The sequence below is a fragment of the Labilibaculum antarcticum genome, assembly GCF_002356295.1.
GTDB classification, from domain to species: Bacteria; Bacteroidota; Bacteroidia; order Bacteroidales; family Marinifilaceae; genus Labilibaculum; species Labilibaculum antarcticum.
On the sequence record NZ_AP018042.1, the window covers coordinates 4,147,991 to 4,172,010 of the forward strand.

Consider the following 24,020-nt stretch of genomic DNA (forward strand, 5'->3'; position numbering starts at 1 on the left):
ACGTAAATCATAAATATCACAAACAATCTGCGTCTAATTTTACTAACTTTGACTTTCAAATTTGGTTAGACCTATGAACAAAACAGAAGCATGGATTCATGCATTTCGATTACGCACATTACCTCTGGCACTCTCAAGTATTTTTTTGGGGAGTTTTTTAGCTGCTGCTGATCATGCATTCAGTCTTAAAATATTCATTTTATCAACCCTAACTACCTTATTTTTACAGGTATTGTCAAATTTGGCTAATGATCTGGGCGATTCTATTTCAGGAGCTGATAATAAGGAGAGGGTTGGGCCAGAAAGAGCTGTGCAGAGTGGTGTTATCAGCAAGAAAGAGATGAAACGAATGCTTGCCTTTTTTGTTTTACTTTCATTAAGTTCTGGTTTATGGCTTTTGTATGAGGGGATGCAGTTAATAAGCCTCAAGCAAGGAGGTGTTATGCTGTTTATTGGTCTTTTAGCTATTGGTGCTGCAATAAATTATACGGTTGGGAAAAATCCATATGGATATACTGGCTTTGGTGATTTATTTGTCTTCCTTTTTTTTGGTTTGGTTGGTGTTTTAGGCACTTATTTTCTTCATACAGGAAGTATGTCATGGAGTCTTTTTTTACCTGCTATTTCAGTCGGTTTACTTAGTGTGGGAGTTCTGAATTTGAACAACCTGCGTGACGTGACTAATGATGCAAAAACCGGGAAAATGACTCTTGTTGTGAAGATGGGGGTTGCTAATGCAAAGAGATATCATTTAATGCTTCTTTCCATAGCCATGATTCTTCCTTGTTTGTATACATTACTTCATTGGGGTTCAGTATTTCAGTTTTTGTTTTTACTGAGCTTTCCGTTTATTGTGCGAAATGTTTTGCACGTATTTAAAAATGAAAATGCACGAGATTTGGATCCGGAATTAAAACGTCTGGCAATTTCTACATTACTATTCAGTCTTAGTTTTGGATTAGGATTGGTACTTTAAACTCGATTTGATAAGTTGGAACTGAGATTTTACGACTTATCTCACATCTCATATCTATAAAAAATATGCTTAAAGCAGATTATCAATATTATCCTCTGATTTTTAAACAAGCGAGCGGAACCTCTCGGGGTGTTTTAACTCAAAAAGATTCATGGTTCATTCGAATTTGGGATGATAAAAATCCAAATGTGATTGGCATAGGTGAATGTTCCATCATTAAAGGATTGAGTTCTGATGACAGGGAAGGTTATGAGGATAAAATCAAAGAAATTTGCGAGAGTATTGATGACTATTGGTATTATTTGGAGGATGGATTAATAGAATGGCCTTCAATATATTTTGGATTGGAAACGGCATTTTTAGATTTTCAGTCGAAAGGAAGTAAAGTGCTTTTCCCTTCTGATTTTACAGCAGGAAAAGCACAAATTGCAATTAATGGGCTTGTTTGGATGGGTGATTCGGGTTTTATGAAAGAACAGATTCAGCAAAAACTAGAAGATGGATTTGATTGTTTAAAGCTTAAGATTGGAGCTATCAATTTTGATGAGGAAATTAAACTTTTACAGGCCATCCGTAAAGATTTTGGATCCGATAAAATAGAATTGCGTGTTGATGCCAATGGCGCATTTTTACCCGCAAATGCTTTGGGTAAGTTGAAGATCTTATCCGAATTTCAAATTCATTCTATCGAGCAACCAATAAAAGCCGGACAATGGAATGATATGGCAGATTTGTGTTTGTCTAGTCCACTGCCTATCGCTTTGGATGAGGAATTGATTGGAGTGTCTGATTTAAGTTTGAAGAATGAACTTTTAAATACAATTAAGCCTCAATACATTATTCTGAAACCAAGTTTATTGGGTGGAATAAAAGGAAGCAAAGAATGGATTGATTTGGCTGAAGAACGAAAAATACCTTGGTGGATAACTTCGGCATTAGAATCTAATGTAGGACTGAATGCCATCGCGCAATGGACTTACACTCTTAATAATCCAATGCCACAAGGCCTGGGCACCGGACAAATCTATAGCAATAACATAGTGTCGCCTCTCTATATGAGTAAAGGCTTTTTAGCCTACGATACTTCGGCAAAATGGGAGATTTAATTGATAGAAACAGATATGCGGGAACTCACTATAAATGGTAAATTATATTCGGAAGAAGAATTGCCTAAACACTGTGCCAGTCAATTGTCGATAAGTGATTTTCAATGGGAGCGCGATGTTTATTCTTTTATATTGGAATGGTTGGATTCAAAAGAAACCATTGTTGCTCATACTTCCGGATCAACAGGAGAACCTAAATTGATGGATTTATCGAAGGGGCGCATGATAAATTCGGCTCAATTAACAGGCGAATATTTTAAATTTGAAAAAGGACAGACTGCTTTGCTCTGTTTATCCACAAATTTTATAGCAGGTAAGATGATGGTTGTTCGTGCCTTTCTGTGGCAGTTAAACTTGATTCTTGTGGATCCAAACGGACACCCATTGAATAATTTGAAGGATAAAATTGATTTTGCAGCTATGGTTCCACTTCAAGTGATTAATTGTTTAAAAGATGGGGTTGACTTTGGCTTAATCGCTAATCTTTTAATAGGAGGAGGTGCAGTAGATGCTAATTTGGAAGATCAGTTACAAGAATTGCCCACCAAATGTTTCTCAAGTTATGGAATGACTGAAACCGTTTCTCATGTTGCCATTAAACCTTTAAATGGAAATAGTAAATCGGAGTATTACCAAGGATTGGGGAATGTTACTTTTTCTCTTGATAAGCGAGCTTGTTTACAGATTACTGCGCCACAAATTATTTCAAAAGTAATTTGCACGAATGATGTAGTGGAACTTGTTGATGAAAAGCACTTTGTCTGGCTTGGGCGATATGATAATGTTGTGAATTCAGGAGGGGTTAAGTTGTTCCCCGAGAAAATAGAGGAAAAGCTTAGAGATGTTATTTCTGACCCTTTTTTCATCACCGGGATTAGGGATGAATTGCTTGGACAAAAGCTAGTGCTGATTATTGAAAAGGACAATCAATCCTCCGAATATGTATCCAATTTATTGGCAAAAATAAAAGGCTTGCTCGGAAAATACGAACAAGCCCGAGCTATTATTTTTATTCAAGAATTTAAACGAACTCCAAATGGCAAACTTCAGCGTGAAGCAACAGCGTCTATGCTTAAATGATCAAGGTAAGCAAGTAATCTTTTAAAGTCTTGCGGTCTGTTTAAATCCAATTGATTGTTCCTCTCAAATTTTTTGGCTTCTTTCAGAAAGGATTTGAAATATTTTGAAATTAAGTGATTTGCAGAATTTAATTTTCTTGGTATTTCACCCTTAGTCTGAACTAAATAGTAAGATTTTGGTTTTTTAAAATCCAATTTGCTTTTAGTTGATAGTATGTAATATCTAGCATAGATTTTTTGCCCCCCACCGTATAGTTTTTGAAGATATCCGCTGGTAGTATCTTTTTTAACCAAATATTTTTTGTACTCATAGCACTCACCATTTATAGTAATCTCTTTTAATTTTTCAGGAGATTTAATAACACTGTGTTGCGTCCCAATTTTACATTCCATTACATCTGTTTTCACATTGTAACGAATTTTAATCGAATTTAATTCTGTGTTTTTTGTTGTTATTAGTTTAGATGTCTCGAATATCGAGTTTTGATAGTTAGATTGGACTTCAAAATTATCATCTAAAATAACTGAGTAATGCATAATTCCAAAATTTGGATATTCTTTCCAAATGGAGCTTTTTTGTGAGAATGCCAGAATTGACATGGCGTTAATTATGAGTAACGAGAGTAGCAGTTTAATCATTTTTATAATTTTGGTTGAATAGTCAATTCAAAAATACTATAAAGGAAAATTAATGCATATTTTTATTGTTAAGCCACAGTTAGGATTTGATTAATCGAAGTAAATTCCAGTTGAAAAATGCCTTAACTTAAAGGAAGATAAGGATTTATTTGGTGAATGAAAAAAATGCCACTTTAAAAGTGGCATTATATTTATTCCTGTTTCAATTTATCTTTAAAGGCTTTTTTGAATTTTTCCTGTTTCGGTTTAATAACAAACGAACAGTAGGGCTGATTTGAGTTATTATTAAAATAATCCTGGTGATAATTTTCTGCCGGATAAAAGATTGACGAAGGCGATACCTCTGTGATTACCGGATTATCCCAAGCTCCAGATTCGTTTAATCTCTTCTTAAGAGTCTCTGCAATATTTTTTTGCTCGTCGTTATTGTAAAAAACGACTGAACGATATTGTGAACCCACATCAGCACCTTGTCGGTTTAAGGTAGTTGGGTCGTGAACTTGCCAAAAGACTTCAAGAAGTTCTTTAAAGCTAATTACAGTTGGATCATATGAAATTTGACAAACTTCGGCATGTCCTGTTTGTCCTGAGCAAACCTGCTCATAGGTTGATTCTTCTTTACCTCCCATGTAGCCCGATACAACTTTATCAACTCCTTTTAGTTCCTGAAAAATTGCTTCAACACACCAAAAACACCCTGCTCCTAATGTTATTGTTTGTAATTCCTTATTTTGTTTCATTTCACGCATAGTTGTATTTCCGAATAATAAGCCGGAAATTAATACAAAGACGATACATATTGACTTTTTCATGTTTTCCGGTTTTGGTTCTTATTTAAAATCGTTCTAAAAATAATCGATTCGACTATTATATCAAAATTAAAAGAGCTTAAAGTCTTAATTTGGCTTCAAATAATTCTTCATTATATTTGAGTATGATAGAAAACAAACAAATAGTAGGTATTGTTTTGTCTGGAGGGAAAAGCTCTCGCATGGGCACAGAGAAGGGGCTGGTAAAATGGAAAGGAAAGTCTTTGATTGAGTATTCTGTTGACTGTTTGCGAAATACTTGCAAAAATATTGTTGTGAGTTCTAATAAAGATTGTTACGACTACCTTAGTTTGCCTGTTGTAGCTGATGAGATTAAAGATTGTGGCCCTATTGGAGGGATTTATTCTTGTATGAAAGCGGTAAAGGCAGATTATTATCTTGTTTTAGCTTGTGATGTGCCTAATGTTCCTTTTCAGTTATTTAACGATTTACTTTTAAATATTGGAAATGCAGACGCAATTTTCCCTACTGATAAAGGAGAGAGAGGACAACCTTTGATCTCTGTTTATAAAGCATCATGTTTTAAAGTGATAGAAGAGGAATTATTAAAAGGGAATTATAAGATGATGAAGCTTCTAGGTTTACTAACTACTAAAACATTTTCTGTAAGCGAGGAATTGACTTATTTCAATCCCAAAATGTTATCCAATGCTAATTCTCTCCATGATATAAATTTTTTATAATAAAATCAGAGTATTAACGAATTTTATCCTTAATTTAAAAAGGTATTCTCGTAATGAGAATATTCTCAATACTCTTAACTGAGGGGTTTTGAGAGCTGGATTTCAATACAAATAAAGAAAAATTACAATAAATCTAATTTAGTAAAGATCTAAATAGTTGCATATTTGTTTGTATCAGTGTCTTCGGTGATGTTTCTTTTTTTAGACTAATTCCAAAGTGGGTTTTTATGCTCTACAACACATTTCCGAATCATCTTTTTAGATATGTTTACATCCATAGATGTATGTTTCTACATGTGTTTATGTGTATAAGTTTAAAGTATTCACAACATGAAAAGCAGAAGACAGTTTTTGAAAATTAGTTCCTTAAGTGCAGCCGGATTGGTTTTTGGAGGAGGTTTATTGGAAACGTTTGCCGATAATCTATTGAAAAGCAATCAGTCTTATTTTAAAGGACCTTACGATTTTACCCGCACTCCGACTTATTGTGAAGTGTGTTTTTGGAAGTGTGCCGGATGGGTTCATAAGGATGAAAATGGTAGAATTAAGAAAATAATCGGAAACGATGACGACCCAAATTGTAACGGTAGGTTTTGTCCTAGAGGTACTGGAGGAGTTGGAATGTATTTCGATGAGGATCGTTTGAAAACTCCTTTAATTAGGACCGATGAAAGAGGAAAGCAATCTTTTAGGGAAGCCACCTGGGATGAAGCATTCGATTACATTGCCGCTAAAATGAACAAAATTAAAGAGGAACATGGTCCTGAATGTACGGCTTTGTTCACTCATGGTTCAGGAGGGAAATATTTTGGTAATCTACTAAAAGGTTTTGGTTCTAATAATATAGCTGCACCATCCTATGCACAATGTCGTGGTCCTCGTGAAGTCGCTTTTATAGCGACTTTTGGACAAGGGATAAACTCTCCTGAAAATACTGATATTCGTGATACAAAATGTTTGGTTTTAATCGGATCGCACCTGGGTGAAAACATGCACAATGGGCAGGTTCAGGAAATGTCTGATGCGATTGATAAAGGGACTACTATTATAACTGTTGATCCTCGTTTTTCAACTGTTGCAAGTAAATCAAAATATTGGTTGCCAATTAAACCATCTACCGATATGGCACTTCTGCTTTCGTGGATGAATGTGATAATAAGCGAAGGTTTATATGACAAAGAATACATCGAAAAGTATGCTTTTGGTTTTGAGGAGCTCAAAGCTCATGTTCAATCCTTTACTCCAGAGTGGGCCTATGGAATTACTACAATAAAGCCTCAGCAAATACGCGATACTGCTCGCGAAATGGCACATGCTGCTCCTGCAGTAATTGTTCATCCAGGGCGGCACGTAACATGGTATGGCGACGACACACAAAGATTGCGTGCAGTTGCTATTTTGAATGCTCTATTAGGAAGTTGGGGACGAAGAGGTGGATTTTATAATCCAGCGAAAGCTTCGGTACCTCATTTTCATTTACCTGATTTTCCAACGCCAAATAAGGACTGGCGAGCTGCCATGGGAGGAAAATACAAGCTTGCTGATTTAGCACTCGCTTCCGGTGTATGTGAGGCAACGATACCAAGTCCGGAAATGAGTTGTTCTATTAAAGGATGGATTGTAAATGGAACCAATCTGATTAATACTTTGCCGGATCAGAAAAAAACGATTGCTGCTATTCAAGCACTTGATTTGCTCGTGGTAGTTGACACGATGCCAATGGAGATCACTGGATATGCTGATGTGGTTCTTCCAGAGTGTACTTATTTGGAAAGATATGATTCTTTGCGGATATCGCAGGGTAGAGTCCCAAGTATTGCTCTAAGAATGCCCGCGGTTGATCCTTTGTACAATACGAAGCCAGCCTTTTGGATGGCTCGTGAATTAGCCAAAAAACTTGATTTACTTCAATATTTCCCATTTGAAACTATCGAAGAGGAAATTGATTGGGAATTGAAACAAGTCGGTTCTTCATTGGAAGAAATGCAACGCATAGGTGTTAAACTTATGGATCGTGAAGTTGATGACTTGTATTTTGGTGAAGATGAGGATGTAGAATTCTATACAAATACAGGGAAAATAGAATTGTACTCAACAGCCTTAGAGGGAGAAGGATTCGACCCAATGCCTGTATTTACTCAACATCCTGAACCAAGCGAAGGATTTTATCGATTAATATATGGTCGCGCCCCAATGCATACTTTTAGCCGGACTGCCAATAATCCAAATCTTACCGATTTAATGGACGAAAACACAGTATGGGTGAATCCGAAAGTGGCAAAAGAATGGGGTTTGAAAAACGATCAGTACGTATATTTAGAAAATCAGGATGGAGTAATTTCAGACTTTAAAATAAAAGTACGAGTAACGGAACGTATCCGTTGGGATTCTGTTTATATGGTTCATGGCTTTGGACATGCAGATAAACGTTTGACAAGAGCTTTTGGGAAAGGCGTAAGCGATACTCAGATGATTACTAATGTAATGCTCGATCCTATAATGGGAGGAACAGGAATGCGTGGCAATTTTGTGACGTTTCGATTTGATAACAAAAAAACGGAGGTGTAAGCTATGAGATATGCAATGGCGATTGATACAAAAAAGTGTGTAGGTTGCAGCGACTGTGTAGTAGCTTGCCAAACCGAAAACGATGTTCCTATTGGACACTGCCGCGATTGGGTCGTGGAAGTAATGGATGGAACCTACCCTGAGCTGGAAATGGAATTGCGGTCTGAACGATGTAATCATTGTGAAAATTCACCTTGTGTACGTTGTTGTCCGACTGGTGCAAGCCATTATTCCGATGGTGGAATTGTTCTGGTAACAAAAAATGAATGTATAGGCTGTAGTGCTTGTATCACATCATGTCCTTATGATGCCAGATATGTTCATCCCGATGGATATGTAGATAAATGTACATTTTGTTTGCACAGAGTGAAAAAAGGAATGCAACCTGCTTGTGTGGCAGTATGTCCTACCAAATGCATGTATTTTGGAGACTTAGACGATCCAAGAAGTGAGGTTTCAGAAGTGTTGAAAAAACGAAAGTACAAGACTTTAATTCCTGAAGCCGGAACAAAACCTCAATTGTATTTCCTAATCTGATAAAATTAACAAAATGAGAGAAGAAATAATTGTAAGTGGAAGAAATAACCCACTCATCGATCCTCAGTTACACGTTTGGCACTGGGAAATACCAACTTATTTGTTTTTGGGTGGTTTGGCTGCAGGCTTGATGTTTTTTGCGGCTTTGTATTACCTAAGAGGGAAAGAAAATGATTATCGGACAGCGGTGAAACTTGCGCCAATGATTGCTCCAATTGCTTTAGCTTTAGGACTTGTCGCTTTGTTTTTGGACTTACATCACAAACTTTATTTTTGGAGATTATATACCACGATAAGATTAGAATCACCAATGTCTTGGGGAGCGTGGACTTTAATGGTTGTTACTCCTGTTTCTATAATCTGGAGTGCACTTCATATAAAGGAGCTCTTTCCAAATTGGGATTGGAAGTTTGATTTTGCAAAAGAACTCATTGATTTTTTTCAGAAAAAGAAGAAAGTTTTGGCTTGGATCATGTTGATTTCATCAGCGATTCTGGGAATTTATACCGGAATTTTATTTTCTGCATTTAATGCAAGACCATTATGGAATACTTCTATCATGGGGCCTTTATTTTTAGCTTCGGGTTTGTCAGCAGGGGCGGCAGTTGTAATTTGGATGTCTAAAGATCATGCAGAACGAAAGCGGTTTGCTCAACTTGACCTGATGATAATTGGAATTGAACTATTTTTAATTATTCACATGTTTATGGGGTTTTTAGCAAGCACTCAAGTTCAAATTGATGCTGTAAATCTGTTTCTAGGGGGGCCTTATACTGCTCAATTCTGGGGATTTGTTGTCATTTTAGGTATGATCGTTCCTGCAATTTTGGAAGGTCTTGAATTGAAAGGTTATAAAATACCAGTTGCTATTCCAGTGGTATTGGTTTTGTTTGGAAGCATAATGTTACGTTTCATCATCTCGAATGCAGGACAGGCAAGTAGATGGCTTTATTAAAGAAAATTAATGATTGGCAAATGATTAAATATTAGGATATTAAAGCTTATTCCTAAACTCAAACTCTAAGAAAAAACAAAAAAATATAATTATGAGCGAAGTGAAAACAACAAAATACCTAAATCCATATGTTGGAGGGGTATTGCTAGGTCTCGTACTTTTGACCGCTAATTTTGTCTCTGGTCGTGGACTTGGAGCAAGTGGAGCTATAAAAAGTGCAGTGGTAACCACAGTGAAGACGGTAATGCCTTCTCATGCTGAAAACTCTGCATTTTATAATGAATACAATGAATCTCATCCTGGAAATCCAATGAAATCATGGTTGGTTTTTGAAATGCTAGGTGTTTTAATTGGCGGATTTCTATCAGGTGCTTTTGCAAAACGATTGAAATTTAAGGTTGAGCATTCTCCTAAAATTACTTCTAAGCGAAGAATAATGTTTGCTGTTTTGGGAGGTATCCTATTTGGTTTTGGTTCCCAGTTGGGAAGAGGTTGTACTAGTGGATCAGCCTTAAGTGGTATGGCTGTTTTATCCGTTGGCGGATTTATTACGATGGCGTTTATTTTTGGAACAGCATTCGCTTTGGCTTACTTTTTCCGTAAAAATTGGATCTAAATTTTAAACGTATTTAAACTTATTTATTATGGGACCATTAATAGTTAACGAAATAATTTCACCGGATACCAATTTATTAATTGCATTATTAATTGGAATTGGATTTGGTTTTGTGTTGGAATCCAGCGGATTCTCATCGAGTCGTAAGTTAGCAGGAATGTTTTATGGCTACGATACAACTGTATTAAAAGTGTTTTTTACCGCCGCTATTACAGCAATGGTTGGTATGTTGTTTTTTAGCCTTTTTGGTTGGATGGATTTGAGTTATATCTATATTAATCCTACCTATTTAACTTCAGCTATAGTTGGAGGCACAATAATGGGAGTTGGTTTTATTGTTGGAGGATTTTGTCCAGGAACAGCATTTTGTGCCTTATCGATTGGAAAATTAGATGCACTTGCATTTGTAGGTGGATTAGTCTTGGGTATCATCATTTTTACAGAAGGATATCCTTTATGGGAAGATATGTACAAAGCTGATTTTCTTGGAGCACCAACCATGAATGAAATACTAGATATCCCTAGAGGTGTGTTCGCACTTGGAATGATACTAGTTGCTTTCGCAATGTTTTGGGTAGGGGAATGGGCTGAAAAGAAATTTCCTCGTGAAGAATATTAAATTATGAAGAGAAATCTTGACAAAAGAAAATCTTTAATTTAACTTGATGTAAGGTCAGATAACTTAAAAAAAACAATCAGATGAAAATGAGATTGATAATAGCTTCAGTTTTGATTCCTTTAGGAATTATTATAGCTGCAGTGCCAGAAAATAAGACCAAACAGTTTCGTTTAACTGCTGGTGAATTGCTAAACGAGGTACGTGAAGGAACTCAATTTATAAGCACCGATCAAATCGCTGATATGTTGGTGCAAAAAGATCCAAGTCTTCAATTAATTGATGTTCGTACTCAGGATGAATATGAAAAATATAGTCTTCCGGGATCTGTCAATGTCCCTCTTTCCGATCTTCTTTCTGAAGAATGGAAAGATTTTCTCGATCAAGGAGTAAAAATGAATGTATTTTATTCCAATGGAAATCTTAAGGCAAACGAAGCCTGGATGCTTACTCGTCAGTTGGGCTTTAAGAACAATTACGTTCTTCAGGGTGGTTTAAATTACTGGGCCGAAACTATTATGAATCCAACAGCTCCAAAATCGGTTCTTGCTGATGATGAAATCGCAAAATACGATTTCAGAAAAGGGGCAAGTATGGCTCTTGGAGGAGGGAGTTCTGTAGTGTCGAGTAGTAATGAAACCAAGTCTGTTAAACCACCTATCGTGAGAAAGAAAAAGAAGAAAAGAGTCGCTGGAGGATGCTAATTATTTCATCCTTACTAAAAAGCCTTTTCGATTAGTTTCGGAGAGGCTTTTTTTTGAATTCACATTTCAGATGGATGTTAGAATAAAGAGATATGTCGACGGGATCATTGGATAAAATAGATTGGGTTTTTGATATACGTATTTGTTTGTATCTCCCTTATTTACATTGAGTTAAAATAGGAAAGTTATTGAGGTTTGTTCTTTTGTAAATCCTTAGTATTTAGATAGTTTGAGATGTGATTGAATTGATATGTAGATATATGATATATAACATGTATGGATAAATGTAGAGTTTGTATTTTGTTTGTGAATCCTAATTATAAAACCTAATTAAAACAGAAAATGAAAAATACGACTAAGATTATTTTTTCGGCTCTAATTGTGTTGGCTGGAATTTTTTCGACTCAGCCTGTTAAAGCAACAGATGGGTATTTTGGCGTTGGTTACGGTGCTCAAAATAAAGGTTTAGCTGGAGCAGGTATTGCATGGTATCAAAATTCACTAATCAGTGGTAATCCTGCTGGTCATGTGTTCTTGGGAACACAATATCAGGTTGGTGTTGGTTTTTTTAATCCAAATCGTGAGTATACAGTTACAGGAAATCCTTCTGGAATGGATGGTACTTTTGGTTTAATGCCAGGAAATGTTGAAAGTGATTCAAAATTATTTTTGATGCCTAGTATGGGTGCCAATTGGATGATCAATGAAAATAGTAGTTTTTCTGCTACCGTTTTTGGAAATGGTGGTATGAATACAGACTATCCAACAATGACTTTTGGAGATACCAGTTCAGAAACTACAGGTGTTGATTTGGGTCAAATGTTTGTAGGGCTTACTTATTCTAGAAAAATAACTGAAAAGCATAGTTTTGGTGTAACAGCATTATTGGCTTATCAATATTTCGAGGCCAAGGGTCTAGCTAATTTTGGTCAAATGTCTAGTGACGCGACTAAATTGACAGGTAATGGTCATGATAATGCATTTGGCTACGGTGTTAAGTTTGGTTATCTGGGAGAATTGGCCAAGGGATTACATCTTGGAGCTAGTTACCAAACCATGTTGTACATGAGTGAGTTTGATGATTATGCCGGTCTTTTTGCGGAGCAGGGAGATTTCAATATTCCATCTACATGGACAGTTGGTTTGGCTTATGAAATCAACGAAGATTGGGCTGTAATGGCAGATTATAAAGCAATCAATTATACTGATGTCGCTTCTGTTTCAAATAAAATGCGTACGCCAATGGATCCGGCATTTGCTCCCCTTGGAACAGATAATGGTTCTGGTTTTGGATGGGAAGATATTAATGTATGGAAATTTGGTGTTGAATATGCCGGCATTGAAGGATGGACTTTAAGAGGAGGTTATTCGCATTGCGATCAACCAGTTCCTGATACTGAAGTAATGTTTAATATTTTAGCTCCAGGTATTATCGAAGATCATATCACATTGGGTTGTTCAAAAACTCTTGGTGATTCAGGTAAAGCTCTTCACTTGGCATTGGTTTATGCATTGCCGGCAAGTGTAAAAGGATATAATCCTATGGATTTCGATGCAGCCCAGGCTATGCAAGGAAATATGGTTCCTAATCAAACAATTGAATTGGAAATGAATCAAATTGAAGTAGAAATAGCTTTTACTTTCTAGAAAATATACAATGAATAAAAAAGAGGTTTTCCCTAAGGTAAACCTCTTTTTTTATGTGCAAATATGAGTTCTGAAGAGAATTTATTTTTTTATTTTACTTGGAAATAAATGATCATATAATCCACGCAATACATCTTTAAATGGATCTGGGCTAACTCCAAATTTCCTGTTTTCCTGGCTTATCTCAAACACCAACCTCATGTGTTTAGTTACTTCTTTATAGGCTTTTAGAATAGGGTAGTCAGGGTCGTAAATATGTGCAGGTTCCGAATTAGTGCCGTTCAGTTCAATGATTTTTATTTTATCTCCCTCGTAAAGATCCTCTATACTATTTACTTTAAGATCAAAACGTCCATAATAATAACCATCTAAGGGTTTCGCGATCTTGCGAAAAACATTCACTAATTGATCATTAATTAAATAATTCCCATCTATGAATTTAGTGCCCCTGTTGTGGTTGCCAATTGGCTCAATCTTATAGGTTATACCAGAAGGTACAATTTGGTTCCATTTCGTTTTGTATTTCTTTTTTAAGTAGGAAATCCTGCTTTTTGCTCTTACATTTTCATTTACAAGATCTCCGAATTTGGCCTTTCCATTCCCTGTTATTTTCAAAAAATCTTTTCTCACAACAGAAGTAATTCCATCTTTTGTTGAAGAAGGGAATCGGTGATAAAACACTCCCAATTCAATAGGATAGTCTATAAATTCCTGAACAAGGATATCCTCATTTTGTGTTTGTAAAAACAGGTTTAAATCTTCTTCATTATCTATCTTTTCAACACCAATACCTCTTTCGCCTACATTGGGTTTACATACAATAGGAAAGTTAAATTCAAACTTTTGCATTTTTTCACAAATACTTGCTCCATCTTCTTCATTCTTCGATAAAAAACCTTTTGGAAGGTATTTTTTGTCGATAAATTCAAGCATTTTCATTTTATCCATTCCAAATGCACCTCCAAATTTCATACTTGGATTAGTCGCTGTGAAGTAGGAAAAGGAACGGGCTTTAATAGCCAAATAAATACCATAGCCATATACCGGAAAGTAAAAAATCCAGAACGGCCAAAATTCAAAATGAAACCATTTTGAGAGGAAAAAGGGTAGCTTTATTTTCATACGCAACAAGTAAGTTAATTTTGTATTTCTATGTAATTATTCTGTTAGTGCTTTAAAGATGATTAACAGATAAGAGGATACATGAAGTTAGTATTACAACTTAAAATTACAGATTAATGTAATTCATCCGACATTGACTCATTTATAAAACTGTTTTCTATGAATTATTTTGATAATTTGATATCTTACCACTGTTTTCTTTTACCCATTGAAATTTAATTTTATGCAAGTTTTATCTGTCTCTAAAATAATTATTAATCAACTTATTACTCTTTGTGAAGAGCTATCTTTACAGCAGTATTCGGCATCTTTAAATCTATTAATGAACAACTCAATAGGCAAACATATAAGACATATTGTTGAGTTTTATGATATTCTTAAAGATAGTTGTCAAGGAAACTGTGTATTGAGCTACGATAAGCGAAAACATTGCAATAGAACCGAAACGGAGATTAAAGTGGCCGTTGATAGATTTATAGCCATTCTGAAATGGCTTGACGAAATAGATAATGACGTCGTTCTTAAATTGAAGGTAAGCTATGAGAAGACACCAGAGGAAGGATTTGAAATTCATACCAGCTTGGAAAGGGAATTAGTGTACAATATTGAACATGCAATTCACCATATGGCGATTATTAGAATTGCTATTGAACGGGAATTCCCTGACATTAAATTAGATAAACATTTTGGGCTTGCCTTTTCCACAATCAGATTTAGAGATGACTTATGTGCACATTAACATATATACCTTTGGGATCTGATGATTTTTTCTTTACTACAAATAGGGATGAAAATCCAATTCGTGTGGCCGAGTTTCCCAAAATTTATCCTGTTAAAGAATCTTTTGCTATTTACCCTAAAGATAAATTGGCTCAAGGAACATGGATGATGTGTCATGAAAATGATTTATCTCTTTGTTTGCTGAATGGAGCATTTGAGAAACACACACCTGAGCCACCTTATAAGAAAAGTAGAGGCTTAATGGTTCTTGAGTTTGCAGATTTTTCTTCAATCAGAGATTTAATTTTACATTATAATTTTAGTGGAATGGAACCATTCACACTTCTTGTTTTAAGCTATAAACAAAAGCGAAATCTGGAGGAAGTTCGTTGGGATGGAGAAACAATACATTATCGAAAATTAGATGCTTCAAAACTACATATTTGGTCATCGTCAACTTTGTATAATAAAGATGCTCGAGAAATGCGTCAGAATTGGTTTACAAATTGGCTGAAAGAACAACGTGATTTCTCTCAAGAGAATATTCTCTCATTTCATAAAACAACAGGAGCCGATGATGCTTTTAACGGTTTGGTGATGAATAGGAAAGGGAAGGTGAAAACCCTAAGTATAACGCAAATTATACGAAAGAATAAGGAAGTGTCTATGTATTATGAAGATCTGGTAAAAGATGAATCAATTGATATAAGTCTAAGTAAAAAGAGCCTCTTCTGAGGCTCTTTTAAATTTTATCTACTTTCCTGGACATTGAGAAATAACAGCTGGGTCGATATCTTGTTCTCCATAAGATTTATCAAATTCATCAGAGAATTTTTTAGCGAGATTTTCAGCGGTTCTCTTATAGTCTTCTTTATTTTTCCATGTATTAATAGGATTTAAGATTTCTGTAGGAACGTTTTCACAAAATTGAGGAACACTTAGATGGAATAAATCATTTTGTACAGACTCAACATTATTTAATTTTCCACTAAGAGCTGCATCAACCATAGCCCTTGTAAATTTCAGTTTAATTCTTGAACCTGTACCATAAGAGCCACCGCTCCACCCCGTATTAATTAAGAATACATTTGTGTTATGCAATTCCATTTTGTCGCCTAGCATTTTAGCATAGATACTTGGATTACATGGCATAAATGGTTGACCAAAAAAGCGAGAAAAAGTAGCTTGAGGTTCAGTTACTCCTGTTTCTGTACCTGCCAATTTTGAGGTGTATCCCATCAAGAACCAAAGCATAGCTTGTTCTTTGCTTAATTTAGAAATTGGAGGTAATACTCCGGATGCATCCGCAGTTAAAAATAAAATTGTATGTGGATTTCCAGAAGTAGAACTTTTTTTGATGTTTTTTAGGAATCTAAGAGGATAGCTGGCTCTTGAATTAGGAGTATACCTGGTATCGAAGAAGTCAATCTTACCGCTCGGATAAATCATTGCATTTTCAATAATAGCACCGTGCTTTGTGTATTCGGCTTTATGCATTACCGCGTCGAAGATTTCTGGCTCATTTTCTGCTTTGAGGTCAATCATCTTTGCGTAACATCCATTTTCTAAATTGAAAATGCCATCCTTACTCCATCCATGTTCATCATCTCCTAGTAAGGCTCTTTTTGGATCAGCCGAAAGAGTAGTCTTTCCTGTACCAGATAAGCCCAGTAGTAGTGCCGAATCGCCATCTGAACCTTCGTTTGCAGAACAATGTAAAGGAAGAACACCATTTAATGGAAGATAGTAGTTCATTACAGTAAACATCAACTTTTTCATACTTCCCATATAGGCCGAACCATAAACAATGCCAATTTTTTTATCAAAATCAGCGACTACGCAAATATCTGATGTCTCACCGTTGGGCAGATCTCTTAGAAGTCCTTTGTAGCGGTCTTTGTCTAATTTATCTTTAGGGAGAGAAATTAAAATAAATTCCTCATCGGCAAAAATAGATTTATCGATGTCCTTAGGAATGGGTCTAAACATATTGTCAACAAAAACTTGACATAAGGCTTGATCGGTAACAGTTTTTACGGGAAGTGCATATTTTGAATCGGCTCCAATTACTCTGTCCGTCGTAAATATTGTTTGCTTTTCAGCGATTGCTTTTAAAGCATCTTCAAAAATTAATCCAAAAGTTTTTGGATCCATTTCGATATTGTTTGGTGAAGACCAGTCAATATTTAATTGACTTTCAGGATTTCTTACAAGATAAGTATCCTTTGGACTTCTTCCTGTCGAATCGACTGGTGTCCAGGTGGCTAATGCACCATTCGGGGTCAATATGGCCTCTTTGTTAACTACAGCTTCTGTAATAAGAATCTCTCTTGATAGATTTTCCTTAAGGTTAGAATGTAGTTGTATTGATTTTATTAAATCTTCAGTCATTCCAATTTGAATATCGTTCATACAACATTTTTTAAAATTTGGTAGTTAAAAGTATGACTATATATAGAGTAATCCTATTATGTTGATATTATTTTTACATTTTTGTTGTGTTATTTCTCAATAAGATTTTGTAGTTTTATCGTGGCGAAGATTGGTTCAAACTAGTTCATTAACAATAGGTTTCGTTAACCTTTTGATTTGTAATGTTAACTAGATTCATCCTCACTGCCTGTCATACAATCGTTTGCGATGATGATATTATAATAAATAAGACTCCTTTTATCTTCCAAATTGCACCTAAAAACCATGGTTCAAGCAAAAAACTTGGGGACTCTATTCAGATTATCATATATTTTGATTCGCTTGAGAGATCGCTTGCTGATGATAGGCAATATGAACATCTTGAACTGCTTAAAGTGCAAATTTTTGGACATAAAATCGCTTTATGACCTTCAGTGCTTTTGGAAAACTTTTTTTGTGATTTTATTCATTGGACTGCCATGTCTAAACTAACGGTCTCTGAGAGTACATCGATCTGGGTAAGATCTTTTGCTTAAGGATATAAGAAGTTCTTTTTAAAAGCCTTAAATTCATTCGTGAACCGAGTCCCTTTGCTACCAAGAACCAATTTTGGCTAATGATTTTGCTACTCCTGCTCACTGTTCATTTTCATTACTTAATAAAACAGAAACAAACCCTTGTCTCAAATTGGGGAATTCGGAATACAAATTTAAAGTAGAAGTCCTTGAGAAAGTAATTCCAGATCAGAATATTCCTTAGAAATTATATTTTGTTACTCGAGTGAACAGCTAGTTTATCTTTATCGGTTAATTCTGAGCTAATTTCAGAATAATAGAGTAAATCTGATGGGAGTAGAGAGCTTACAATACTTTCTAGGTGTTTATTCTCTGATATAGGTATTGCTTATAAACTCAAATGAAATGTGGATAAATCGCTCCATTACTAAATGTCCACTTTTATTTATTTCCCCTAAATTTTCTGCTTGAACCCAAACCATTCCTAATATTATTAGAGAACTGAATTGATTAAATAAATAAAACCTCCAAAAGCACGCTTCTGAAGGTTTTAAAAATATGTATTTTACATTTAACCACTACCTGTTGTCAATAATGGTCATTTTTGATACAATTTAGTCTTTTGAACGAGGATGGAAATTTTTAATTGTTTCCTTTAAGTATTCTCTATCCAAATGAGTATAAATTTCTGTAGTAAGAATTGATTCGTGTCCTAACATTTCCTGCACAGCTCTTAAGTCAGCACCACCCTCAACTAAATGAGAAGCGAAAGAGTGACGGAATGTGTGAGGAGAAACATTTTTCTTCAATCCAACTTTTTTCGATAGATTCTTAATGATAGTAAAAATCATAACACGAGAAAGTTTACGACCTCTACGGTTTAAGAAAAGAATATCTTCACTTTCCTTATCGATATTTAATTTTCCTCGAAAGCTCTTAAGATATATCTTGATTTCTTTTTTCGCTTTTTTCCCGATTGGAATCAAACGCTCTTTGTTACCTTTTCCATGAATTTTAATAAAACCCATTCTGAAATGAAGATTCGAAACACGTAGGTCAATTAATTCTGACACACGTAATCCACAAGAATAAAGTGTTTCAAGAATTGCTCTGTTTCTTTGACCTTCAGCTTTATTCATGTCAACAGCCTTAACTAAAATATCAATTTCGTCAGTTGTTAAGGTGTCTGGTAGTTTACGTCCAATTTTTGGAGCCTCTAATAATGCTGTAGGATTCTTTTCAATAATTTCCTCTAGTAATAAGTATTTGAAAAATGCTTTAATACCAGAAATTACACGAGCTTGAGTTCTAGGACTTGTACCTGCATCATTAATCCAGGCAACAAAGTCTTTTAAGTGCTGAAGAATTACTTCTTCAGGAGCAACCTCCATGTTTTTTTCTCTAAAGAAGGTTGTTAGTTTTGTAATGTCGTTGATGTAAGCATCTACTGAGTTCTTGGAAAGATTCTTCTCCAAGGTTAAGTAGGTCTTAAAATTTTCAATTGTTGTTGTCCATTTCATTTTATTCAGTTTTTAGTATGTAGTTTAGTTGTAAGTAATACCATTTTATTGTTAGTTTTACTCAAGTACTAATAATATACGAATTCTTTATGATAAAACATGTCTGCAATTTAAAAAAATATTACGTAAGCCCGCACTTTTTAATAGACCTCTTTATGTTTAACCTTAAAATACTTTAGATAAGATGAATTTTTTGATTATTAATGGACCGAACCTCAATTTGCTTGGAACCCGCGAAAAATCTATATATGGAGAGCTTTCGTTCGAAATTTATTTTGAGCAGTTAAGAGCGTTATATAGTAAAGTTGAACTAGAGTATTTTCAGTCAAACATTGAAGGTGAATTGATAAATGAAATTCATCGTGTGGGATTTAGTTATGATGGAATTGTGCTCAATGCAGGAGCATATACCCATACCTCTCTAGCCCTTGCGGATGCTATATCTGCAATAAATATTCCTGTTCTAGAAGTTCATATTTCTAATGTACATAAAAGAGAAGAGATAAGGCATGCTACCATGATTGGAAAGGCTTGTTTAGGTACTATATCTGGTTTTGGACTTGATTCATATCGATTGGGAATTGAGGGTTTATTAAATTATTGTGACAAAAGGTGATATTTTTTTGACAAATGGTTTTTTTCGTACCTTTTAATAATAAGAGTAAGTAGTTGAGCGCTTATTTAATTGCTTGAGAGAAATTGAGTACCTTTGCCCTGCCAAAACTATAATAGAAAGAATTACTCGATGAAGAAGCACACGAAAATTATTGCGACTATTTCTGACAAAAAATGTGATGTTGAATTTTTAACACAGTTGTTTGAAGAAGGAATGAATGTAGTTCGACTTAACACTGCTCATCAAACTCATGATGATGCATTAAAGGTTATTAGGAATGTAAGAAAAGTATCTGATAGGATAGCTTTACTTGTAGACACTAAAGGACCTGAGATTAGAACTGTTGATGTTGATGAGGAAATTTATCTTAAGAAGGGTGATTTAATTAAGATGAAAGGGAACGATAACCTTCCTTGCACGGATTTGTGCATAAAGGTTAGTTATGAAGATTTTGTTAAAGACTTAAAAGTTGGAAAGAAAATCTTAATTGATGATGGTGAATTGGAGTTGTTAGTTGTTAGTAAGGACAAGGGATTTTTAACTGTAGAAGCACAAAATGGTGGACCTGTTAAAAATCGTAAAAGTGTAAATGTTCCTGGTGTATCAATAAATTTACCTTCTTTGAGCCCTAAGGATATTGACTTTATTCACTTTGCAATTGAGCAGGATATTGATTTTATTGCGCATTCATTTGTTCGAAATAAAGATGATGTAATGCAAATTCAAGGAATTCTTGATCAGCAGAATTCGGATATTAAAATTATTGCAAAAATAGAGAATCAGGAAGGAGTTGACCATATTGATGAAATATTGGAGCATGCATATGGTATCATGGTTGCCAGAGGTGATTTGGCTATTGAGATTCCAGCTCAGAAGATTCCTGTGATTCAACGTAAAATTGTTGGTAAATGTATTGAAAGCAAGAAGCCTGTTATTATAGCGACACAAATGCTTCACTCAATGATTAGTAATCCCAGACCTACACGAGCAGAAGTTAGTGATATTGCAAATGCAGTATACAGCAGAACCGATGCAATCATGTTAAGTGGAGAGACTGCATACGGTGATTATCCTGTTGAGGCTGTTCGAGTAATGAAATCTGTAGCGATGGAGGTAGAGAAGGAGCTTTATCCAGATACAAAACAAAATTTTGTGAGAAGTAACCGTGAGCTTTCGGCTATTCTTGCTCGTTCTGCTGTAAAAGCATCGCAATTATTACCTGTAAAAGCAATTGTAACAGATACGTTAACTGGAAGAACCGGAAGATATTTATCTGCATACAGAGGAACACTTCCTGTTTACGCATTGTGCTATTCAAAACGTGTAATGAGAGAATTAGCTCTTTCCTATGGTGTTGAGGCTGGTTATCGTAAATTGCTTGTAAGTCGTGATGAATACGTAAAGCAAACTATGTTCTCGTTAATGGATAAAGGATGTTTTACAAGTGAGGATATGGTTATCATTATTGGTGGTAGTTTTGGTCCTTCGAAAGGAGTTTCATTTATGGAGATCAGTGTTGTTGATCAATTAACACATAAAGTGTAAGGATATATTTATAAAAAAAAAATGCGAATCATAACGATTCGCATTTTTTTTATCTAATAGCGTAAGTAGATTAGAACGAGGGCTATTCCAATGCCTATACCTGTAATTACCAAATTAAAGCTTCTTCGGTCTGTTTTAAAAACCAACATGAGTAATGATGATACAAGTAGGCTACTAAAGGAAATCAAAAAGTAGGAGACAGTCGCGCCCAGATTATATCCTGTAAATGGATAAAAAGAGAATGAGCTTCCGTAAACATTTTTATAATGTAAGTTGATTCCTATTCCAAGAATAATCCCGATTAAGGCAAAGAAATTATATTTTACTGTTGAAGCAGAACTCTGATTGGTAAGTAGATTTTGTATGCCAACCAGAAGTATAGAGAAAGCCATAATTAATTTGACGGTGGAATGTGAGAAATTTATAACCGTGAAATTACAAAGCAAAAGTCCAACAATTGAACCAATTACCAAAGCTAGTAGTAATGAAGAATATGCTTTCCAATCTTTTAATTGGAAAGTGATTCCAAATAAAACCAATAGCATAAAGGGCTCAAATGAGGAAAAAGATATTAAATGATAAAATGCTGATTCGAAACTTGCTAGAATTGTGTTCATATATTATTTTATTTCCATTTTATAATTGCACGACAATTTTCGATGTCCGTGTTCTTCGTTTTTATAAAAATTTCGGAGGTGTTATCATTGGTTGTATTGAATACCTCCAATGTTTCACCCAATTTTGCTTCGTGTATGTAATTTATCTCAAGCTCTTGAATTCTTTTTTTTGATAAAATCTCAGTAAGGCAAGAGTCAATAGCCCATTTTACGTATTTTACATTGTTTACATGCCGGTAGATATCCAAATCACTATAATGAATGTGCAGATCTTCGATATACTTCGGATCTTTGATTTGGGGCAATTTCGTTAATGTGTGAGCAAAAATAGGATCTTCCTGGTTTATTGGTAGGTTGGCAACTATTTTCTGAGGTCTAACCAATCTTTTTGTATTCGTATTAATTACCAGCCACGAAGATAGTGCCTGACCAATAACCTGATCTTTTGAATCATAAATTTTAAATTCCCGATTTCCAAATATTCCATCGGTTCCAACCGACCAAGTCTCGATACTAATTTTATCTTTCCAATTGGGCGTTTCAAAAATTTGAAGTTTTAGTCGGGATAAAACCCACGCCATGTTATTGTCTTTTAGGTCATTAATTCCTTTATGGATTAAATCCACGTGTTTCCCTGCAATCTCCTGAAAATAATTGCAGATACTTGTGAGTTTTGCTTTTCCGTGTAAATCGGCATCAAAAGAGCCAATTTGAAAAGTTTCCCGGTATTTCGTTATGTCGATATTTGACGTATTCATTAAAATAGGTATGTTCTGAGTTTTTTAACTATGTATAGTGATCTTATTAATAGAAGAACTACAAATGGTAGTATTTCATTAGGAAAAGATTGTGGTATAAATGTCCAACAGCCTAACACAAGTATCAGTATTACTGAATGGAGTAGAAAGTAGTAGTAGGCAAACGAACTGGATTTCTTTCTGAGCAATGCAAAAACCATTGGAAAGTGAAGAGGGAAGGCCCAAATAATATTCCAATTAGGTCCCGTGGCCTGATGATCAGTAAAAAACCATAAGAAAATAATAAGCCAGCCAAGTAATCCACAGACACCAAAAATAAAGAGGTCGAAAACAAAGAAGTTCTTTTCTTTTTTAAGATGTACAAAACTGAGGATGAGTCCCAATGTTGCAATAATTCCAAAAATGAATACAGGTCTTTTATACCAGCTGGTAATTTTAAGATCAAGAGCTGGCTTAAGTATAACTTCAGTTGATTTCACCAAAGGTTTAGTTGCTTCGCTCGACTTAATTTGCGCATTTTCAAATCCCAACATCATATTGTCAGGCAAAAACATGTATTGGTAAGGAGTGGCCTCCACGTCGCAAGGTATTCCTAAGGCCAAATGGATTCCTAAAAAAATCCAACGGCTTTTATCCATGAATGGATCTAACAAATTCCAAAATGATTTTGGATGATCAACGATCGTATCGAAAAGAATTGTTCCAGAAGTGCTTGCTTTCACGATGTCTCTAATCCTTGTAGAACAGTTATCAAAAAGGAAATCGTATCGGTAATATCGATTCTCTGGTTTGTAATTTATAATTAAAGCATTGAATAGCTTTTGTCTTTCAATACTGTCCAAATTTAGTTTTTGTTCAGTAATCCCTCTCTTTTCATAAATGTACCCATTCTTAAATCGATCAAAATCGTTGTAAGATAGCATGTAGTCCAGTTTGCCTCGGGCAAATTTAGGATAGAAATTTGGCGTGTTAAAATTGAACGCGCCATACCCAAAAACAAGATCTAATTTTTTATCTTCATCTTTTATTCGCAAAGCAGAATGTCCAAATTGGGAGTACAATTCATCTCCTGGGGAACAGGTAAGAAGACTGATTTCTGCATTCGCTGATAAGTTTTGTCCTTTTGCATGATTGCAAATTGATAATGAAAAAAATGCAATTAATAAGATTTGAAAAGAGATGATTTTTAATGCCATAATAGTAAATGTTTACCCTTCGAAGATAGCTATTTTATGAATA

22 protein-coding genes and 1 pseudogene are annotated in these 24,020 nt (G+C 34.9%); 15 read left to right on the top strand and 8 right to left on the bottom strand.

What is annotated here, in order from left to right:
• Window positions 1–73: 73 nt before the first annotated feature.
• The 3 genes from ALGA_RS16415 (at window position 74) to ALGA_RS16425 (ending at window position 3,162) form a co-directional block, all read left to right on the top strand.
• Window positions 74–976 carry a 1,4-dihydroxy-2-naphthoate polyprenyltransferase gene (locus ALGA_RS16415; RefSeq protein WP_096430993.1) on the top strand — a complete coding sequence of 301 codons (903 nt, stop codon included), beginning with the start codon at window positions 74–76 and terminating at the stop codon, window positions 974–976.
• A gap of 65 nt (window positions 977–1,041) precedes the next feature.
• The gene (locus ALGA_RS16420) at window positions 1,042–2,082 is read left to right on the top strand and encodes an o-succinylbenzoate synthase (RefSeq protein ID WP_096430995.1); all 1,041 of its coding nucleotides are present in this window, start codon (window positions 1,042–1,044) and stop codon (window positions 2,080–2,082) included.
• Window positions 2,083–3,162, top strand: coding sequence for an AMP-binding protein (locus ALGA_RS16425; protein WP_145957652.1), 1,080 nt, complete (start codon window positions 2,083–2,085; stop codon window positions 3,160–3,162).
• Here ALGA_RS16425 and ALGA_RS16430 read toward each other — a convergent pair.
• Both ALGA_RS16430 and msrA read right to left on the bottom strand, forming a co-directional pair.
• Window positions 3,129–3,569 carry a hypothetical protein gene (locus ALGA_RS16430; protein ID WP_145957653.1) on the bottom strand — a complete coding sequence of 147 codons (441 nt, stop codon included), beginning with the start codon at window positions 3,567–3,569 and terminating at the stop codon, window positions 3,129–3,131. The two genes, ALGA_RS16425 and ALGA_RS16430, sit on opposite strands and share 34 nt — an antisense overlap.
• 422 nt (window positions 3,570–3,991) lie before the next feature.
• Complete coding sequence (gene msrA / locus ALGA_RS16435; RefSeq protein WP_173804022.1) at window positions 3,992–4,612, bottom strand: peptide-methionine (S)-S-oxide reductase MsrA; 621 nt, start codon at window positions 4,610–4,612, stop codon at window positions 3,992–3,994.
• A gap of 122 nt (window positions 4,613–4,734) precedes the next feature.
• Here msrA and ALGA_RS16440 point away from each other — a divergent pair, with 122 nt between their 5' ends.
• From ALGA_RS16440 to ALGA_RS16475, 8 genes and pseudogenes are all read left to right on the top strand, one after another.
• Window positions 4,735–5,313, top strand: coding sequence for a molybdenum cofactor guanylyltransferase (locus ALGA_RS16440; RefSeq protein WP_096431003.1), 579 nt, complete (start codon window positions 4,735–4,737; stop codon window positions 5,311–5,313).
• 330 nt (window positions 5,314–5,643) lie between these two features.
• Complete coding sequence (locus ALGA_RS16445) at window positions 5,644–7,881, top strand: molybdopterin-containing oxidoreductase family protein (protein ID WP_096431005.1); 2,238 nt, start codon at window positions 5,644–5,646, stop codon at window positions 7,879–7,881.
• A 3-nt stretch (window positions 7,882–7,884) separates the two neighbouring features.
• On the top strand, window positions 7,885–8,418 hold the full coding sequence (locus ALGA_RS16450) for a 4Fe-4S dicluster domain-containing protein (RefSeq protein ID WP_096431007.1): 534 nt from the start codon (window positions 7,885–7,887) through the stop codon (window positions 8,416–8,418).
• A 13-nt stretch (window positions 8,419–8,431) separates the two neighbouring features.
• A complete protein-coding gene (nrfD, locus tag ALGA_RS16455; RefSeq protein WP_096431009.1) occupies window positions 8,432–9,373 on the top strand; it encodes an NrfD/PsrC family molybdoenzyme membrane anchor subunit in 942 nt (313 codons plus the stop codon).
• Window positions 9,374–9,452: 79 nt separating this feature from the next.
• Window positions 9,453–9,989, top strand: a pseudogene (locus ALGA_RS16460) (YeeE/YedE thiosulfate transporter family protein); the annotation flags it as partial.
• A gap of 28 nt (window positions 9,990–10,017) precedes the next feature.
• The gene (locus ALGA_RS16465) at window positions 10,018–10,608 is read left to right on the top strand and encodes a YeeE/YedE thiosulfate transporter family protein (RefSeq protein ID WP_096431013.1); all 591 of its coding nucleotides are present in this window, start codon (window positions 10,018–10,020) and stop codon (window positions 10,606–10,608) included.
• Between the two features lie 80 nt (window positions 10,609–10,688).
• Window positions 10,689–11,309 (top strand): rhodanese-like domain-containing protein, encoded by a 621-nt coding sequence (locus ALGA_RS16470; RefSeq protein WP_145957654.1) that lies wholly within the window; start codon window positions 10,689–10,691, stop codon window positions 11,307–11,309.
• Between the two features lie 342 nt (window positions 11,310–11,651).
• Window positions 11,652–12,956, top strand: a complete 1,305-nt coding sequence (locus ALGA_RS16475) for an OmpP1/FadL family transporter (RefSeq protein WP_096431015.1) — start codon at window positions 11,652–11,654, stop codon at window positions 12,954–12,956.
• A gap of 81 nt (window positions 12,957–13,037) precedes the next feature.
• Here ALGA_RS16475 and ALGA_RS16480 read toward each other — a convergent pair whose 3' ends face one another.
• Entirely contained in the window at window positions 13,038–14,078 is a 1,041-nt protein-coding gene (locus ALGA_RS16480) for an ATP-grasp domain-containing protein (protein WP_096431017.1), read from the bottom strand.
• A gap of 223 nt (window positions 14,079–14,301) precedes the next feature.
• On the opposite strand from ALGA_RS16480, the gene ALGA_RS16485 reads away from it, so the two are divergent.
• On the top strand, window positions 14,302–14,817 hold the full coding sequence (locus ALGA_RS16485) for a hypothetical protein (RefSeq protein WP_096431019.1): 516 nt from the start codon (window positions 14,302–14,304) through the stop codon (window positions 14,815–14,817).
• Window positions 14,805–15,533, top strand: coding sequence for an NRDE family protein (locus ALGA_RS16490; protein ID WP_096431021.1), 729 nt, complete (start codon window positions 14,805–14,807; stop codon window positions 15,531–15,533). Before ALGA_RS16485 ends, ALGA_RS16490 begins: the two co-directional genes overlap by 13 nt.
• Before the next feature lie 18 nt (window positions 15,534–15,551).
• On the opposite strand, the gene ALGA_RS16495 is transcribed toward ALGA_RS16490, so the two are convergent.
• Both ALGA_RS16495 and xerD read right to left on the bottom strand, forming a co-directional pair.
• Window positions 15,552–17,210, bottom strand: a complete 1,659-nt coding sequence (locus ALGA_RS16495) for a phosphoenolpyruvate carboxykinase (ATP) (protein WP_197705595.1) — start codon at window positions 17,208–17,210, stop codon at window positions 15,552–15,554.
• 1,129 nt (window positions 17,211–18,339) lie between these two features.
• Complete coding sequence (gene xerD, locus ALGA_RS16505; protein ID WP_096431025.1) at window positions 18,340–19,245, bottom strand: site-specific tyrosine recombinase XerD; 906 nt, start codon at window positions 19,243–19,245, stop codon at window positions 18,340–18,342.
• A gap of 184 nt (window positions 19,246–19,429) precedes the next feature.
• Here xerD and aroQ point away from each other — a divergent pair, with 184 nt between their 5' ends.
• Window positions 19,430–19,861, top strand: a complete 432-nt coding sequence (gene aroQ / locus ALGA_RS16510; RefSeq protein ID WP_096431027.1) for a type II 3-dehydroquinate dehydratase — start codon at window positions 19,430–19,432, stop codon at window positions 19,859–19,861.
• Window positions 19,862–19,990: 129 nt separating this feature from the next.
• Window positions 19,991–21,406: a pyruvate kinase gene (gene pyk, locus ALGA_RS16515; RefSeq protein WP_096431029.1), complete on the top strand. Its 1,416-nt coding sequence runs from the start codon at window positions 19,991–19,993 to the stop codon at window positions 21,404–21,406.
• 53 nt (window positions 21,407–21,459) lie between these two features.
• On the opposite strand, the gene ALGA_RS22835 is transcribed toward pyk, so the two are convergent.
• Genes ALGA_RS22835 through ALGA_RS16530 form a run of 3 tightly spaced genes read right to left on the bottom strand, consistent with a single transcriptional unit; the run spans window position 21,460 to window position 23,977 of the window.
• Complete coding sequence (locus ALGA_RS22835; RefSeq protein WP_145957655.1) at window positions 21,460–22,023, bottom strand: HupE/UreJ family protein; 564 nt, start codon at window positions 22,021–22,023, stop codon at window positions 21,460–21,462.
• A gap of 8 nt (window positions 22,024–22,031) precedes the next feature.
• Window positions 22,032–22,781: an acyl-[acyl-carrier-protein] thioesterase gene (locus ALGA_RS16525; protein WP_096431033.1), complete on the bottom strand. Its 750-nt coding sequence runs from the start codon at window positions 22,779–22,781 to the stop codon at window positions 22,032–22,034.
• Window positions 22,781–23,977, bottom strand: coding sequence for an Lnb N-terminal periplasmic domain-containing protein (locus ALGA_RS16530; protein ID WP_096431035.1), 1,197 nt, complete (start codon window positions 23,975–23,977; stop codon window positions 22,781–22,783). The genes ALGA_RS16525 and ALGA_RS16530 overlap by 1 nt, the downstream gene beginning before the upstream one ends.
• Window positions 23,978–24,020: the final 43 nt, after the last annotated feature.

Bases quoted from the DNA above. Each gene is read 5' to 3' on its own strand.
- ALGA_RS16465 (WP_096431013.1), top strand. From the start codon at position 10,018: ATGGGACCATTAATAGTTAACGAAATAATTTCACCGGATACCAATTTA.
- ALGA_RS16530 (WP_096431035.1), bottom strand. From the start codon at position 23,977: ATGGCATTAAAAATCATCTCTTTTCAAATCTTATTAATTGCATTTTTT.
- ALGA_RS16470 (WP_145957654.1), top strand. From the start codon at position 10,689: ATGAAAATGAGATTGATAATAGCTTCAGTTTTGATTCCTTTAGGAATT.
- ALGA_RS16450 (WP_096431007.1), top strand. From the start codon at position 7,885: ATGAGATATGCAATGGCGATTGATACAAAAAAGTGTGTAGGTTGCAGC.
- msrA (WP_173804022.1), bottom strand. From the start codon at position 4,612: ATGAAAAAGTCAATATGTATCGTCTTTGTATTAATTTCCGGCTTATTA.
- xerD (WP_096431025.1), bottom strand. From the start codon at position 19,245: ATGAAATGGACAACAACAATTGAAAATTTTAAGACCTACTTAACCTTG.
- aroQ (WP_096431027.1), top strand. From the start codon at position 19,430: ATGAATTTTTTGATTATTAATGGACCGAACCTCAATTTGCTTGGAACC.
- ALGA_RS16485 (WP_096431019.1), top strand. From the start codon at position 14,302: ATGCAAGTTTTATCTGTCTCTAAAATAATTATTAATCAACTTATTACT.
- ALGA_RS16480 (WP_096431017.1), bottom strand. From the start codon at position 14,078: ATGAAAATAAAGCTACCCTTTTTCCTCTCAAAATGGTTTCATTTTGAA.
- nrfD (WP_096431009.1), top strand. From the start codon at position 8,432: ATGAGAGAAGAAATAATTGTAAGTGGAAGAAATAACCCACTCATCGAT.
- pyk (WP_096431029.1), top strand. From the start codon at position 19,991: ATGAAGAAGCACACGAAAATTATTGCGACTATTTCTGACAAAAAATGT.
- ALGA_RS16495 (WP_197705595.1), bottom strand. From the start codon at position 17,210: ATGAACGATATTCAAATTGGAATGACTGAAGATTTAATAAAATCAATA.
- ALGA_RS16490 (WP_096431021.1), top strand. From the start codon at position 14,805: ATGTGCACATTAACATATATACCTTTGGGATCTGATGATTTTTTCTTT.
- ALGA_RS16420 (WP_096430995.1), top strand. From the start codon at position 1,042: ATGCTTAAAGCAGATTATCAATATTATCCTCTGATTTTTAAACAAGCG.
- ALGA_RS16415 (WP_096430993.1), top strand. From the start codon at position 74: ATGAACAAAACAGAAGCATGGATTCATGCATTTCGATTACGCACATTA.
- ALGA_RS16475 (WP_096431015.1), top strand. From the start codon at position 11,652: ATGAAAAATACGACTAAGATTATTTTTTCGGCTCTAATTGTGTTGGCT.
- ALGA_RS16445 (WP_096431005.1), top strand. From the start codon at position 5,644: ATGAAAAGCAGAAGACAGTTTTTGAAAATTAGTTCCTTAAGTGCAGCC.
- ALGA_RS16525 (WP_096431033.1), bottom strand. From the start codon at position 22,781: ATGAATACGTCAAATATCGACATAACGAAATACCGGGAAACTTTTCAA.
- ALGA_RS16440 (WP_096431003.1), top strand. From the start codon at position 4,735: ATGATAGAAAACAAACAAATAGTAGGTATTGTTTTGTCTGGAGGGAAA.
- ALGA_RS22835 (WP_145957655.1), bottom strand. From the start codon at position 22,023: ATGAACACAATTCTAGCAAGTTTCGAATCAGCATTTTATCATTTAATA.